General features: G+C 70.5%; 20 protein-coding genes and 1 tRNA gene. 20 read left to right on the top strand and 1 reads right to left on the bottom strand.

Going from position 1 to position 12,957, the window contains the following annotated elements; genetic code table 11:
• The first annotated feature begins 6 nt into the window (after positions 1-6).
• The 20 genes from BN2279_RS08140 to BN2279_RS08050 all read left to right on the top strand — a co-directional run bounded on the left by BN2279_RS08140 (position 7) and on the right by BN2279_RS08050 (position 10,299).
• A complete protein-coding gene (locus BN2279_RS08140; RefSeq protein ID WP_159037120.1) occupies positions 7-258 on the top strand; it encodes a hypothetical protein in 252 nt (83 codons plus the stop codon).
• Positions 255-620: a hypothetical protein gene (locus BN2279_RS08135; protein WP_059007908.1), complete on the top strand. Its 366-nt coding sequence runs from the start codon at positions 255-257 to the stop codon at positions 618-620. The genes BN2279_RS08140 and BN2279_RS08135 overlap by 4 nt, the downstream gene beginning before the upstream one ends.
• Before the next feature lie 256 nt (positions 621-876).
• Positions 877-1,263, top strand: coding sequence for a hypothetical protein (locus BN2279_RS08130; protein WP_059007907.1), 387 nt, complete (start codon positions 877-879; stop codon positions 1,261-1,263).
• Between the two features lie 233 nt (positions 1,264-1,496).
• The gene (locus BN2279_RS08125) at positions 1,497-1,901 is read left to right on the top strand and encodes a hypothetical protein (protein ID WP_059007905.1); all 405 of its coding nucleotides are present in this window, start codon (positions 1,497-1,499) and stop codon (positions 1,899-1,901) included.
• A complete protein-coding gene (locus BN2279_RS08120) occupies positions 1,898-2,323 on the top strand; it encodes a ParB N-terminal domain-containing protein (RefSeq protein WP_059007903.1) in 426 nt (141 codons plus the stop codon). Before BN2279_RS08125 ends, BN2279_RS08120 begins: the two co-directional genes overlap by 4 nt.
• Before the next feature lie 332 nt (positions 2,324-2,655).
• A complete protein-coding gene (locus tag BN2279_RS08115; RefSeq protein WP_059007901.1) occupies positions 2,656-3,684 on the top strand; it encodes a DUF932 domain-containing protein in 1,029 nt (342 codons plus the stop codon).
• A gap of 93 nt (positions 3,685-3,777) precedes the next feature.
• Positions 3,778-4,329 (top strand): hypothetical protein, encoded by a 552-nt coding sequence (locus BN2279_RS08110; RefSeq protein WP_059007899.1) that lies wholly within the window; start codon positions 3,778-3,780, stop codon positions 4,327-4,329.
• Positions 4,326-4,580 (top strand): hypothetical protein, encoded by a 255-nt coding sequence (locus tag BN2279_RS08105; protein ID WP_059007897.1) that lies wholly within the window; start codon positions 4,326-4,328, stop codon positions 4,578-4,580. Before BN2279_RS08110 ends, BN2279_RS08105 begins: the two co-directional genes overlap by 4 nt.
• On the top strand, positions 4,577-4,834 hold the full coding sequence (locus BN2279_RS08100; RefSeq protein ID WP_159037119.1) for a hypothetical protein: 258 nt from the start codon (positions 4,577-4,579) through the stop codon (positions 4,832-4,834). Before BN2279_RS08105 ends, BN2279_RS08100 begins: the two co-directional genes overlap by 4 nt.
• Before the next feature lie 155 nt (positions 4,835-4,989).
• A complete protein-coding gene (locus BN2279_RS29805; RefSeq protein WP_199827667.1) occupies positions 4,990-5,649 on the top strand; it encodes a DUF7178 family protein in 660 nt (219 codons plus the stop codon).
• A gap of 50 nt (positions 5,650-5,699) precedes the next feature.
• Positions 5,700-5,772: transfer RNA gene (locus BN2279_RS08090), tRNA-Ile, on the top strand.
• Between the two features lie 125 nt (positions 5,773-5,897).
• Entirely contained in the window at positions 5,898-6,428 is a 531-nt protein-coding gene (locus BN2279_RS08085) for a hypothetical protein (RefSeq protein ID WP_159037118.1), read from the top strand.
• 1 nt (position 6,429) lies between these two features.
• Entirely contained in the window at positions 6,430-7,059 is a 630-nt protein-coding gene (locus BN2279_RS08080) for a cell envelope biogenesis protein OmpA (protein ID WP_104530966.1), read from the top strand.
• A 16-nt stretch (positions 7,060-7,075) separates the two neighbouring features.
• Positions 7,076-7,273: a hypothetical protein gene (locus BN2279_RS08075; protein ID WP_059007891.1), complete on the top strand. Its 198-nt coding sequence runs from the start codon at positions 7,076-7,078 to the stop codon at positions 7,271-7,273.
• A gap of 38 nt (positions 7,274-7,311) precedes the next feature.
• Positions 7,312-7,665, top strand: coding sequence for a hypothetical protein (locus BN2279_RS08070; protein ID WP_159037117.1), 354 nt, complete (start codon positions 7,312-7,314; stop codon positions 7,663-7,665).
• Between the two features lie 147 nt (positions 7,666-7,812).
• Positions 7,813-7,989, top strand: coding sequence for a hypothetical protein (locus BN2279_RS29160; protein WP_159037116.1), 177 nt, complete (start codon positions 7,813-7,815; stop codon positions 7,987-7,989).
• 156 nt (positions 7,990-8,145) lie between these two features.
• Positions 8,146-8,727 (top strand): hypothetical protein, encoded by a 582-nt coding sequence (locus BN2279_RS08065; RefSeq protein ID WP_059007888.1) that lies wholly within the window; start codon positions 8,146-8,148, stop codon positions 8,725-8,727.
• Positions 8,724-9,239 (top strand): hypothetical protein, encoded by a 516-nt coding sequence (locus BN2279_RS08060; protein WP_059007885.1) that lies wholly within the window; start codon positions 8,724-8,726, stop codon positions 9,237-9,239. Before BN2279_RS08065 ends, BN2279_RS08060 begins: the two co-directional genes overlap by 4 nt.
• A gap of 311 nt (positions 9,240-9,550) precedes the next feature.
• A complete protein-coding gene (locus BN2279_RS08055; RefSeq protein ID WP_059007883.1) occupies positions 9,551-10,063 on the top strand; it encodes a hypothetical protein in 513 nt (170 codons plus the stop codon).
• Positions 10,060-10,299 (top strand): hypothetical protein, encoded by a 240-nt coding sequence (locus BN2279_RS08050; protein ID WP_059007881.1) that lies wholly within the window; start codon positions 10,060-10,062, stop codon positions 10,297-10,299. Before BN2279_RS08055 ends, BN2279_RS08050 begins: the two co-directional genes overlap by 4 nt.
• Positions 10,300-10,624: 325 nt before the next feature.
• Here BN2279_RS08050 and BN2279_RS08045 read toward each other — a convergent pair whose 3' ends face one another.
• Positions 10,625-12,874 carry a tetratricopeptide repeat protein gene (locus tag BN2279_RS08045; RefSeq protein ID WP_059007879.1) on the bottom strand — a complete coding sequence of 750 codons (2,250 nt, stop codon included), beginning with the start codon at positions 12,872-12,874 and terminating at the stop codon, positions 10,625-10,627.
• Between the last annotated feature and the right edge of the window lie 83 nt (positions 12,875-12,957).

Raw genomic sequence — 12,957 nt, 5'->3', positions numbered from 1 at the left:
CATGCCATGCCGGACCCCCGGAAGATCGACGGCTACCCCAGGCAGGCATGGAGCGGGGACGAACGCGCCTACGTAGAACACCTGGTGGCCCACCGCCATGCGGCCGAGCAGCCCGAGCCCAGGGAGGACGATCCGCAGACGGTGCGGCTGCTCTTCGAGCTGCTGACGGCTCAGCGCAGGATCGCCGCCGGGCTCACCGAACTGATCACGGCCCTTCGGGAAGCGGCCGGTCGGCCGGACCCGAGGACGGGCCGGTGAGGACCCGCCCGCCCGAGGTCTGCCGCCAGGCACGGGGCCACCCGTTCTACCCGCCGGATGATGAACTCGCCGCCATCCCCGGGCTGTACGCCACGGACGGCCACCCCGCTGAGGACGCCATCGTCCACCTACGCTACGTCGCGGCCTGGGGGGAGTGGTACGTCACCGAACTCGACCCGGACACCGGCGCGGCGTTCGGCCGGCCGGCGCTCGGCCGGGACGCGGCCGGGGGCGAGTGGGGCTTCATCGACCTGCCTGCCCTGGAATCCACCGGCAGCGGCCCGAGCCGTCTGGTCGCGCGCGACCTGTACCACCAGCCCGCGCCCGCACGCGACTGCCTGCCCGCCGGCCGACCGCGCTGATCCCGCCCACCGGCGGCCCCGCTCGGACCCGCCGGTGGCCTCGTCAACTCCGGCAGCCCACCCGCCTGGCCCACGGTGCTGCCGGACCTTCTGCCCGTACAGCGGGCGGGAGACCGGTCCCCCAGACCCCAGCCCCGGGAGGGGACCCCTTCGCGCGCGCCGCCGACCGGTCGAGGAGCACCACCTCCGGAGCACGGTCAGCGGCACGCGGCCGGGCCGCCCCATTCCGAATCCCGACAGGAGAGGACGCCTTCCCATGGCCAACGCCGAACTCCTTCGCACCACCCTGCGCCACATCCAGCAGAACCCGGACAGCTGGGACCAGGCAAGCTGGCGGTGCGGCAGCACCGGCTGCTTCGCCTTCCACGCCGCGCTGCTGGCCGGGGCCGAGCTGGCCGATCCCCAGACCACCGTCCCCGGACCCGGGGGGACCACGCCCAACTACGACAGCTACCTGGCGTGCAACACCGCCGCCCGGGACCTGGGATTCACCCAGCCGCGGATCCACATCAGCGACTTCGCCCAGGCCGCCCTCGGGCTCGAGACAGAAAAGGCGACCGAGCTGTTCGCCTCGTGGCGCGAGCTGCCGGATCTCGAAGCGCTCGTGGCGGATCTCGCCCCGGAGCCTGCCGCGACTCGCTGAACGCACAGCGAGCGAGCCGCCGCCCGCAGCCGTCCGCCGGCCGGTGCGCCCAGGCGCACCGGCCGGCGCTGCCGGGCCGGTGGGCGGTTATCGCTGCGCGTGGTGCCGCACGCCCGCACGCCCGGCCCCTGGCCGATCCCTCCCTCGCCCAGCCGGGGCGGGCGTGCGGGTCTGCGGCGCTACGCCTCCCACGACCCGAAGCTTCAAGGCAAAGAAAGGAGAAACGATCCCTCATGCCCAATGCCGCGCTGCTGCGCGCCACCCTGCGGCATATCCGCACCCACCCCGAGACCTGGATCCAGATGGACTACCGCCGTGGTAGTGCGGGCTGCTTCGCCTATCACGCTGCCCTGCTGGCCGGAGCACAGCTCGCCAGCCCGGCCGCCACCGTCGAACGGCGGCCAAGCGGCAAGCCGTGGCCCAACCACGACCCCTACCTGGTCCCCAACCGGTCGGCGCGCGACCTGGGCTTCACCCAGGACGAGAAGATCCACCTCGCCGACTTCGCGCGCCGGGCCCTGGATCTGGACGATGAGTCGGCATGCACCCTGTTCGACGCGGCCAACAGCCTCGCCGACCTGGAACGCCTCGTGGATGCCCTCACCTCCCAGTCAGCCTCCGAGAGGAGCGAGGGATGACCGGCGGTCCCCCCGAGCCGGCGAGCGTGCCGACGCCCCCCGGCCAGGGCAGCGGGTCCACGGCCGGAGACCGGGAGTTCTTCCAGTTCCTCACCTTTCGGTGGGACGTGACCCGGGCGAAGGAGATTGCCGCCGGAATCACACCGGTCAGGCTCAACCCCGAGCCGTTCTACGGCCTTCTGAGCGCGATCGAGATCAACGAGCAGCACGCGGCACGCGTCGATATCACCCGGCCCCTCCTCGCAGTGAAGATCCGGGACTTCGACGGCGCCGCGCTGATCATCGACGGGTGGCACCGCGTCGCCCGCGCCCAGCGAGACGGCATCACGGACCTGCCCGTCATCGTGCTCGACGAAGCCCAGGAATGGGAGGCCCGCGTTTTCGGCGGGACCAAGACCAGCTCGCGGAAGCCCAACCGCTGAGCGCGACGGCCTCGTGCGAAGAGAATCTCCAGCCGGGCGTTGCCCCGTCTCCCGCCCTCCGGGCGCCGCTGACCCGCCGAGCAGTACGCCGTGCTGCTCGACCGCCCGCTGATAAGCACCGCGTATCTGAGCCTGTTTGAGTCGTGCCTCCTGAACTATCAGCGGTTGCCAGGCTGAGAGCCCGGGGAAAAGGGCAGAAGATTTCCACCGTGCGGTCGGCGATCGGGTGCTTCGGCAACCCGTATTTAAACGGAGGCAGTTAGTCGTTCCGCGACCGCTCCTGCGCTGCCCTTCCGGAGAATTGTCCCCTGTATAGAGAGGACTCATTTGGCATGTCCCGTGAAACCCTGGACTGGCTGAACAAGAACACTCTGATCGGCTTTACGGAAAAGCGTGGAACGGCCTGGCATTACCACCGTGGTATGCAGGGCACGGAGTCCAATCACTACCGTGGCGCGATCCCTCTTGAGGACGTGCGGCGCCGCCTGTTCGACTGGGAGGCTGTGCGCGGCGAGGTTTTCGTGACCAGCCCGCTGACCGGACGCCCGGAGCGCGACCTGGAGCGGGTGGCGTTCTCCCGCAGTGACACCGGCCGCGTCCTGGGCTACTTCGGCCCGGGCTACGAGCCGCACCCGTACGGCGAGTGGCTGCTGAACAAGGTCGCCAACCTGCTCGACGACAACCTTGCGGTCGGCTCGGCCGGTCTGCTGAAGGGCGGCGCGGTCGCGTGGGTCTCGGTCGAAGTCCCCGAGACGATCACCACACCGGAGGGAGTGGCCTTCCGGCCGCACCTGCTGGCCACCACCAGCTTCGACGGTTCGCTGGCGACCACGTACAAGCCGGTGGTCACCAACGTGGTGTGCGACAACACGATGCACGCCGCGCTGAACGAGTCCGGCCAGACCGTGAGGGTCAAGCACTCCCGGAAGTCGGAGTTGAAGCTGGCCGCCGCCCGCGACGCGCTGGGCATGGTCCACCGCGTCGCCGACTCCTTCACGGAGGAGGTCGCGCGCCTGTGCCGGACGGACGTCTCCGAGCGGCAGTGGCAGCGCTTCCTGGACGCGCACGTCGAGCTGCCCGCCAAGCCGGGCCGAGGGCGGACGCTGGCGGCGCGCAAGCGCCAGGCGCTGACCAGCCTGTGGACGGACGACGCGCGGGTGGCGCCCTGGCGCGGAACCGCCTTCGGCGTGGTGCAGGCGGTGAACACCCACGCCCACCACGCGCAGGCCGTACGCGGCGCCACCCGGCCCGAGCGCAACGCCCTGCGGGCGGTCACCGGCGACTTCGACACCCTCGACCGGTCCACCCTGGCCACCCTGGCCCGGGTCCTCGACCACACCGAACTGGTCCGCGCCGCCTAAACGCCGCCGGGGCGGGGTGCGCTGCCCGGCGCACCTCCGCCCCCGGCACAGCGCCACCCACCTGCCTGCGTGTACGAGAGGAGTTGCATCACCGTGCTGTCCCACTACGGCCCGCTGCCGCACCATCCGTACCTCGATGGCTCCGACACTTTCGAGACCACCGGGGACTCGCGGGGGTTCCACCACCTGCTCGAAGCGGCCCACTGGATTGGTGAGGACGACGACTACTGCGGCCCGGACGGCTGGCAACGCTTCGACAGGGAGCGTGCTCCCAGCTTCGCAGGAAGCGTTGTCGCGGACCTGCTGATCTACGTCCACGACGCCGCAGGCCCCCTCGGGCTGGCCCGGTGCCTGATTGACGCTCTGGAGCACATCGCCGCCGAGCTGGCATCTAACGACCCCGAGCCGGGCGGCGGTCCGCGGCATAACCCCGTAGTAAGCCTGGCGATCAGCGAGGCGCTGACTGCAGCCCTGGCGGATGTGCTGGCCTGTACCCGCGTCCGGGCCACCGATGCCGACGGCAGCGTGGTCGAGGGCGTGATCATCGGCTGGCGTCCGGCGCTGAGCTTGCGCCTGGACGACGGCGAGTTGGTCACGGACGTCCCGCCGGAACGGGTTCAGTCCATCGAGGTGATGACCTCATGAAGCCCCGGTGCGACGGCCACTTCATCAGGCGCTACCGCTACCTGGACGAAGAATCGATCCGCTGCCTACACGATGCCGTCTTCCGCGTGGAGTGGATCGCGACACCGATTTACCCCGGCGTCGCGGAGCTGGTCCGCAAAGCGGCCTGCGGCACCCACCTCTCCAAGATCACCCGGCAGGGCCTGGAACACCGCGCGGAAGAGGTCCACGTCCTGCCGCTCGACTCACCCCTGGAGTGGTGGAAGCCGTGAACGGCGAGCCCAAGCCGATCCGGGTGCACATGACCGCGCACTTCGCCACCAGCGAGGAGGCCCTGGTCTGGTTCGACGAGCTGCGCCGCCACGGGCTGATCTCCGTGACCGCCGAACTCTACGTGCCGGACGCCCTGGACAAGAACCGGCACGGCCTCACCAGCCAGGACCTCCTCATCCGCCGCGACGGCGACCGGCCTTGGGGCCGCGTGCGGGACCAGCTCCCGTCAGCACCTCTCTTCTCAAGCATATAGATCATCAACATCTTAACACTACTACAACTCACTAGAAGCCACAATACGACATTACTAATCGTGATTAAAGGAGCCGGGCACCCACGCCACCACCCGTTTCCGCTTCGTCGGCAGCGTCAGATGATTATAAGAGCTCACCTCGGAGGGAGGAAGCCGTGACCCCCATCGACGTACCCGCTCGGACCCGCCGCCGATACGTACGCAACATCCTCGACGTGTGGCACTCGGCCACCCCTGAGCAGCAGCAGCGCGGACGCACCTGGTATCGCGCCGCCCACGACCTCGCGGCGATGCTCACCGGCGGCGACGCCCGGACCGGTGCCGGCGTGATCGCCGCGCTGTCCGCCAACAAGTCCTGGGAAGCCACCGTGGAGCTGGCGCGGGCGGCCTGCGACACGGGGCTGGACGGCGGGCACTTCGCCGACGCGCTTGCCAAGGCCGCCGCGATCCTCGCCGGTGCCGACCCCGCGGACGTTCTGCCGCCCGGGCGCAAGACCGGGCAGTTCTTCCGCTGCATCGCCGACCCCGACGACCCCGACGCGGTCGTCGTCGACCGCCACGCCCACGACATCGCCGTCGGCCGCACCTATGGCCAGCGCGACCGGGGCCTGTCCAGCCTGCGCCGGTACGCCCTGCTGGCCGACTGCTACCGGGAGGCCGCCCGGCTACTGGGTGAGCGGCCCAGCACCGTGCAGGCCGTCACCTGGGTCGTCCACACCGACCGCATCGCCGGCACCGGAACCCGCCGCCCGCGCCACCGCCCCCAGGCAGCGGCTGCCGCGCCCGGCCTCGCCGCACGGGCAGCCGCAGCCTGACCGGCCCCGCTGGACGCCCCGCGACTCCGCCCGAGCCGGCAGTAATCCCCGGGCCCGTAGCTCAGTGGCAGAGCAGGCGCCTTATAAGCGCCATGGTCGCCGGTTCGAACCCGGCCGGGTCTACACGATCCCGGGTTTCCGGCGGCCGTTCCCACTGGCCGCTACCGGGATTCCGCTAGCGCAGATATCCGCGCCGCGCACGGGCGGACTGACCCATTCACGCCAGCAGAAAGTAAAGGAGCAGCACGGTGAGAAAAGTCTGCCCGCCGGGGTCCTTGGCCTGCCTGGACATCGCCGCCTCGGCCTACGAGGAGATACGCGGCGGCCCCGGTCCGGCGCTCGGTAAGGTGATCGAGGGCGGCGACGCGCTGCGCGCCCGTATTGCCGCGGAACTGGCCAGCGGATCCTACGACCACGCTGCGCAGAACGGCCCGGTCATCCTGCTGCGCGCCCGCGCGCACATGCCCCGCGGAGACGTGGAATTCGCGGCGCTCAGCTACGGCCACTCCTTCGAGCACCACGCCCACCAGCTCGTCCGCGCCGTGGTGACCGCCTTGCGGGCGAGCGGACTCCAGCCGCAACTCCAGCGAGGTGTTCAGCCCGCCGGAGACGGCTTCCATGTCCGCCCGGGCGCGAGCCCTGACACCGTCCACGTCGTCGTCCACGGCGGGATCGAGGCGGACTTCTACGGGGCCGCCTCGGTCCTGCGCACCGCAGGATACCGGGTCGGAGGCGAACACGAGGGCGCAGGCGTACTCGACGTCATGGAGGTGCATTGACGTGGCGCGCCCTCCGATTCCAGTCCGTTGCGCCGCCCGCCCGCTGGCCGGCGGACTGGTCGTCCCCTGGATCACCCTCATCCATAACGGCCTCCCTGCCTTCGGCGCCATCGACGCGGCCAGGCGGCACGGGGCGTTCGTCCACCGGCTCTGTCAGATCTGCGGACAGCGGCTGGAGGAGCGGATCTACTTGCTCGTGCGGCCCATGGACGTGCACGTCGGCTACGCCCCGGAACCTGCGGTCCACCCCGAATGCCTCGGCTACGCCAGGCAGCACTGCCCTCACCTCAACGGTCAGGCGACGCACTACCGACGCTCGCCCGTGAGCATCGCTCATCCGGCCGGGCGCCCGTGCGAAGACTTGAACTGCCCCTGCCCTGACACGGGTTCGTCTGCCGATCAGGCCGCACGGGCGGGAGCGCCGGCCGATGACTGGGACGCCTGGCTCATCGCGCCGGACAGCTACCGCCTCAAGCACGGTTCCCGGGGCGAAGTCCTTGGCCTGGACCTGGCCATTCCTGTGCTGAGGAAGCGGACCATCCGCCGTAACGACCGGAACCACGTCGAGCTGGACCAAGCACTCGGCCTGCTGCGGCAGTTGCTCGACCTCCCCGGCGAGGACGACGCGTAGCAGATGGAGGTCAACCATGCCGTTCACCGTGAGGGAAGACATCGTCCGCAACTGGCTGACGGAACTCATCGTCTGCCGGGAACTGCAAGAAGCCTTCACGGATGTGGGAACGTCCCCTTCGGCTGCCCGCCCGCCCATCGACATGGCCTGGAGCCCGGCGACGCAATGTTTGTACTTTTCTGGGGCGGATGTTGTCTTTCTGGACACGGTGTGATACAGTCGCTGCAGATTCCGCTTCGTCGGCAGCGTCAGATGGTTATAAGAGACAGGGCCTGGAGCCCGGCGAAGGTCGGGGAGGAGGACACGGCAGTCCTGCTGATCCGCGCCGCGCAGACCGAAGGCATCCTCAGCGGCCCGCAAGGCGAGGTGGTAGACGCGGAGTTCGTCGACGACGGCGACGTGGGCTACTTCCGCTTCTTCCTCCACCTCATTTCGCCAGCGCCCCTGACCCTGGCCTCGCCCCCCTGCCCGGTTCCGCGCATGGCGGACCCGGCAGCGACGGGGATCGAGGCTGGCGTGGCGACGTTGCTGACCGCCGCCGACCACGGACGGCGCCTGCACCACCAATACGCCGCCGCCATCGCGGCGACCGGCGGAGACCGCTAGCTACCGCCCGGCCCCGGGAACCGGGGCCGGGCGGAGCAAGTGCGGACATTTCTTCCCGTGAAGTCGGCGATTGGGGCGTTCGCAGCCCCGTATTCAGGCGAGAGCACATCATCCACCGACGGCAGCCGCCATGAATCGAGGTGAGCGATGACGGAAATCCGCAACCACAGCATCTGGACCACATCGAAAGATCCCGAATGGCTTGCTCGCAACGCCGGAGTTCCCGATGTCCTGATCGTGCATGGCCTCACGGAACAGCAGGCCGAATCCGCGCTGGAGCGACTGCGGATGCTGTACGGCGATGAGCACCTGGAGATCAGGTGACGGCGCGTTACCGGGCATGGTATCGAGGCGCGCCGTCGCTTCGCGCGCATCTGCCGTGACCGGTCCGGCGGACGGAAAGGACACTGGCGGTCCTGGGGGAATTCGCGTCCCCGCAATGGTATTTGTCTATGCAGCCCCCGAGAAGGGAGGAAGAAAGTGGCGGAGAAGGTAGGACGGCGGGGCTGGTTCTTTCTAGATTGCGGATGCGTCGTCTACGTGGTTGCGGACTGGCGTCTCCACTCCCAGACGCCCAATTCGGTGGAGTGTCCGGAGTCGAAGCAGTTGCACGACGCCTACGCCAAGGCCGTGATGGAAGGTGATATCGGCGACGCGCTGCCGCAGCTACGGGCGATCGACGAGCACTACGGGATACCTGAGGAGATCACCGCAGCATTCGAGGCCCTGGTCGCCAACCGGCTGCCGTCCTTTGCCCGGACGCGGACCCTGGTGGACGCAATTGGCATGCAGACCGGCTGGTACGACCTGCGGTGCGGCTGCCGCGTCTTCGTGAAGTACCCCGGCTGCCACGTCCACGTCGTCGACGCGGTCAAGTCCTGTGAGGAACTGGGCCGGTTGCAGCGCTCCTACCGAACCAGGGTGCGTGACGCCCGCCCGACCCCGGCGGAAGCCTGGGCCGACTTCATCGCGATGTACCGCCATGTCGGCGCCCCTGCCGAGGCGATCGCGGACCTGGAATCCGCATCGGGCGTGCGCCCGGCGGCCGGAAAGGGGCGATGACCGTGCACGCCAAGCGGCCCGCTGGCGACCGCGACACGACTGGCATCGCCCCGCCCGATTACACCTTCCCCGACGAGAAGGAGTGCGAGCAGGCGAACCGCAGCGCGGTCTTCCACCCGATGGTCGAGGCCGAAGGAGTCCCCTGCACTGAGGTCGGCGGCGTCTTGGTGTTCACCTGCCTCGACCCCCTGACCGGCACGCTCCTGGTCCACATCGATCTCGACACGGCCGATGACCGCCTCATCCGGCGCGATGGGACAGTGCCGCTTCGCATTGAGGTCCAAGGCGACACGGTGCTGGACGGCAGCGCGGAAGGCACTCTCCGGCGTGGTGTGTTGCGCGAACTGCTGGACGCGGCCGACGACCACCAGCAGCAGGCGATTCGCGACGCCGCGCTCGCCGCCGGCGTTCTGTGGCGCTGCCCTTCGTGTCAGTGGGACAACCCTCGCGAGGCCGCCCACTGCCAAGCTGGTGACCCCTGCCGGGCCCCGAAACCAGCGCAGACCCGCTGACGAGCGTCGCGGGCTGGCCACGTGACACCAGGGCTGGCCGCACGGTCCTGCGCGAGCCGAGCTGATCCGCGAGAGGGATGCCGGCGCCCGCTGCCCGGCCGGTGGCCAGCTCGCTGGGCATCCGGCCAGCCGTCGGGCGGAAGGGTTCCATAGCGCATCCGCCTGCTACCGGGGCCTTTCGACGAGACGCCCCCACTTCCCCCCAGCCCTGCGGCCGTTGGCCGACGGCCCCGGCGGCGTGTGGTCGCGCCGGGCACGCACCCAGCGGATACCAGCAGATTCCCTGACGAGACAGGAAAGGAAGGAAGAACGTGACCTCGATACGGCGAAGCGATTATCTGGCGGCGCCGGAGATCTGGGGCGATCAGGAATACGAAAGCCACGACGTGCTGGCGGAGGAGGTCAAGCCCGGCGACCTGATCGTCTTCGAGAGCGACCTCGGCAACGCCTACCGGGTGGTGTCGGTCGATGCGCTGGACTCGCGGCCGAACGACGAGCGCATCCTGTACCGCTACAACTGCGTCGGCGGCGCAACGGCCGGCCGCTACGAGGGCACCACGATCCCGGTGGTCGTCACGGTGGCGGGACGGAAGGTCAGCCGGGCGGACGACCCCGTGATCACCATGCCCGCCCTGTGGGCTCTGCAGAACGGTCTGGGCCCCGATCAGCAGATGCGCCTGCGCGTCATCACCGCTCAGGGTCAGGCGCATGCCGGCGTCGTCACCGGCCTGGGCGCCACGCTGACCCTCCGCCTGGACGACGGGGAACTCCTGCGCGAGGTCCGGGCGGAGTGGGTGCAGGCGGTCGAGGTGGTGGGCCGGTGACCCGGCGCTGCGACGGCCGTTCCGCTCGGCGCGGGGCGCCTGCCTGCGCCCGGGACGCGATCGCGCGCGTCGAGTGGTTCGCCAACCCCTCGGCGCTGCCCGGCGTGGGGCGACTGGTACGCAAGGCAGCCTGCGGCCAGCACCTGGCCCAGCTCGCCCGGCACGGCCTGCTCGACCACCCCCGGCACGTCCACATCCTCCCGATCGACACGGCCACCCGCTGGTGGCGCACCTGAGCACCGCGCCACCGGTCCGCCCCATGCGGCTCGGCCGACCAGCGCACCGCAAATTAGGAGAAAGGGGAATTACGGTGAACCCGGCCGGGATGGCGTGCGCGGTGAGCCAGTCCTGACCGCACCCGCAGTGGCGGGCGTGGTAGCGGGACCACTTGCTTTCCAGCGGCTCGTACACCAGCCGGTCACCGTAGTACTTCGTATCCCTTGCGAATCCAGACACAAGCCGCAGTGTCCCATCGGTGGCCCGGCCGGCGTGCGCTCCTCACCCGTACGGCAGACCTGCCCCGGCGCCGCGTGCGGTCCGGTGCGGCTTCGGTCCGGTTGTTCACTCGCGGGTGAGGGCTTGGAGGTGGTCGCGCAGGGCGGTGGCTTCGGGGTCGGTGAACTCCGCGAGGAGGGTGAGGGCTTCGGTGCGGCACTGGTGGGCGTGGTCGGGCTGGTGGTTGTCGGTGTGGGCGTCGGCGAGGTGGGTCAGGGTGAGGGCCAGGTGCCAGGGGTGGTGGTGGTCGCGCAGGAGGCGGGCGGCGGTGCGGTGGAAGTCGGCGGCCTGGTCGGGGCGGCCCAGGGCGCGCATGGTCTGGCCGATGCCGTCGTAGGCGAGGGCCTGGTCGCGGGTGTTGCCGACGGTGCGAAGGATGGTGATGCATTCGCGGTAGGTGGTCAGGGCCTGGTCGTGGTGGCCTTGTGCCTGTAGCAGGTGGGCGTGTTCGAGGCGGACCAGGCCGTCGATGACGGGGGTGTTGGTCCGTTCGGCCATGGTGAGGGCTTCGTCGATGTGCTCGTGGGCCTGGTCCAGGCGGCCGGCTTGCCGGTCGATGCGGGCCAGGAGGCACAGGATGTCGGCGTGGAAGGGCGGGTCGGCGTCCATCGCGCGGTAGGTCTGGAGAACTTGGCGGGCGAGTTGCTTAGCGTGCTCGGTGTTGCCCGCGCCGACTTCGGTGTAGGCCAGGCAGCACTGGGACACCGCGGCGCGCAGGGGGTTGTCCTGTCGCCGGTAGAGGGTGATGGCCTGCTGGAGGTAGTCGCGGGCCTGGTCGTGCTGGCGTCGTTGCATGTGGATCACGCCCAGCCCGTTGGTGGACTGCGCGACCCCAGCCGTGTCCCCGGTACGGGTGCGCAAGGCCAGGGCGGCCTCGTGGTGTTCGGCGGCCTGGTCCAGGCGCTGGGACGTCCGGTGGGCGATGGCCAGGGTGTTGTGCATGAGGGCCTGGGCATGGAGGTCGTCCAGTCGGGTCGCGGCGTCCAGGCCGGTGCGGGCCATGGCAGGCCAGTCGTCGGCGGGGTTGATCGTCTCGTGGAGGGCGTGGAGGGTGGCGGGCAGTTGCCAGGCGATGGTGTCCAGTCCGGCGTCCGCGGCGGCTCGGGTGACCGTGAGGAGGTTGGCCCGCTCGGCGTGGTACCAGCGCAGCGCTTCGGCCCGGCCCGCGAACGCGGGCACGGGGAGCTTGGGGCTGGGGTGCGTGGTCAGGACGGAGGCGTGGTAGTGCTGCGCGGCGCCGCGTGCGGCGTCGGCGGCGTGCAGGTACCAGGACGCCAGCCGTTCAACGGCGGCGTGCTGGTCGTCGGGGGGTTCGTGCTGGTGGGCTTGGTCGGCGGCGTACGCGCGCAGCAGGTCGTGGAATTGGTAGCGCTCGGGGGCGGTCTGCTCGATCAGGTGTGCTCCGGCGAGCAGGTCCAGCAGGCTCCGCGCCCGCCCGGGCTCCTGGTCGGCCAGGGCGGCGGCAGCCAGCACCGGAACGTCCGGCCCTGGGTGGAGCCCCAGGAGTCGGAACAGGCGGGAGGCCGCAGGGGGGAGGGCGCGGGAGGACCAGGCGAAGACGGGGCGCACCGCGTCGGCTTCCTCCTCGTCGGGGCTGGACAGGGCGTCCCACAGTGCGGACTCGTCCCGCAACTGGGCGATCAGTTCCCGGAGCGGGACCAGGGGGCGGGCGGCGGCGCGTTCGGCGGCGATCCGCAGCGCGAGTGGCAGATGTGCGCACAGCCGCGCCAGCTCGGCGACGTCCGCCGGGTCGTCGCCGGTGCGGTAGCCGCGTGTCGCCTGGGTGATCAGGTCGGCGGACTCACGCTCGCTGAGCATCCCGAGGGTCAGGCGGCGGGCGCCGTCGCGCACGGCCAGCCCCGACAGGCGGTGGCGGCTGGTGACCAGGGTCAGGCAGCCGCCGGTGCCGGGCAGCAGCGGGCGGACCTGCCCGGGGGTGGCGGCGTTGTCCAGCACCACCAGCACGCGCCGTCCGGCCAGCAGCGACCGGAACAGCTCCGTACGTTCCTCCAGACCGTCCGGGATGCCCTGCGGGGGGACGCCGAGCGCGCGCAGGAACCGTTCCAGTGCGGCCTGCGGCGCTACCGGGGGGCCGGAGTCGTAGCCGTGGAGGTTGACGAACAACTGCCCGTCGGGAAACCGGCCGCTGATCCGGTGCGCCAGCCGCACCGCCAGGGAGGTCTTGCCCACCCCGGCCGTGCCCGCGATCACCACCACCGACACCGTGTCCTCCCCGCCGCCCGGCGCCGCTCCCGCACCACCGCTGGCGCCCGTCTCGCTACCGGTGCCGGTGGGGATGTTCAGCAGAGCGTCCAAGCGGGCGTGTTCGGCCGCCCGGCCGACGAATCCAGAAACATCACGGGGAAGCTGACGCGGCACCGGAACCTCCGAGGCAGCAG

Origin of the sequence: Streptomyces specialis (assembly GCF_001493375.1) — a bacterium.
GTDB lineage: Bacteria > Actinomycetota > Actinomycetes > Streptomycetales > Streptomycetaceae > Streptomyces > Streptomyces specialis.
Note: the sequence above shows the minus strand (reverse complement) of the source record. Positions and strands in the feature narration are given on the sequence as shown.

Excerpts from the sequence above, each read along its gene's own strand:
- BN2279_RS08115 (WP_059007901.1), top strand. The coding sequence starts at position 2,656 with ATGTCCCGTGAAACCCTGGACTGGCTGAACAAGAACACTCTGATCGGC.
- BN2279_RS08060 (WP_059007885.1), top strand. The coding sequence starts at position 8,724 with ATGACCGTGCACGCCAAGCGGCCCGCTGGCGACCGCGACACGACTGGC.
- BN2279_RS29160 (WP_159037116.1), top strand. The coding sequence starts at position 7,813 with ATGACGGAAATCCGCAACCACAGCATCTGGACCACATCGAAAGATCCC.
- BN2279_RS08075 (WP_059007891.1), top strand. The coding sequence starts at position 7,076 with ATGCCGTTCACCGTGAGGGAAGACATCGTCCGCAACTGGCTGACGGAA.
- BN2279_RS08140 (WP_159037120.1), top strand. The coding sequence starts at position 7 with ATGCCGGACCCCCGGAAGATCGACGGCTACCCCAGGCAGGCATGGAGC.
- BN2279_RS08105 (WP_059007897.1), top strand. The coding sequence starts at position 4,326 with ATGAAGCCCCGGTGCGACGGCCACTTCATCAGGCGCTACCGCTACCTG.
- BN2279_RS08130 (WP_059007907.1), top strand. The coding sequence starts at position 877 with ATGGCCAACGCCGAACTCCTTCGCACCACCCTGCGCCACATCCAGCAG.
- BN2279_RS08120 (WP_059007903.1), top strand. The coding sequence starts at position 1,898 with ATGACCGGCGGTCCCCCCGAGCCGGCGAGCGTGCCGACGCCCCCCGGC.
- BN2279_RS08070 (WP_159037117.1), top strand. The coding sequence starts at position 7,312 with ATGGTTATAAGAGACAGGGCCTGGAGCCCGGCGAAGGTCGGGGAGGAG.
- BN2279_RS08125 (WP_059007905.1), top strand. The coding sequence starts at position 1,497 with ATGCCCAATGCCGCGCTGCTGCGCGCCACCCTGCGGCATATCCGCACC.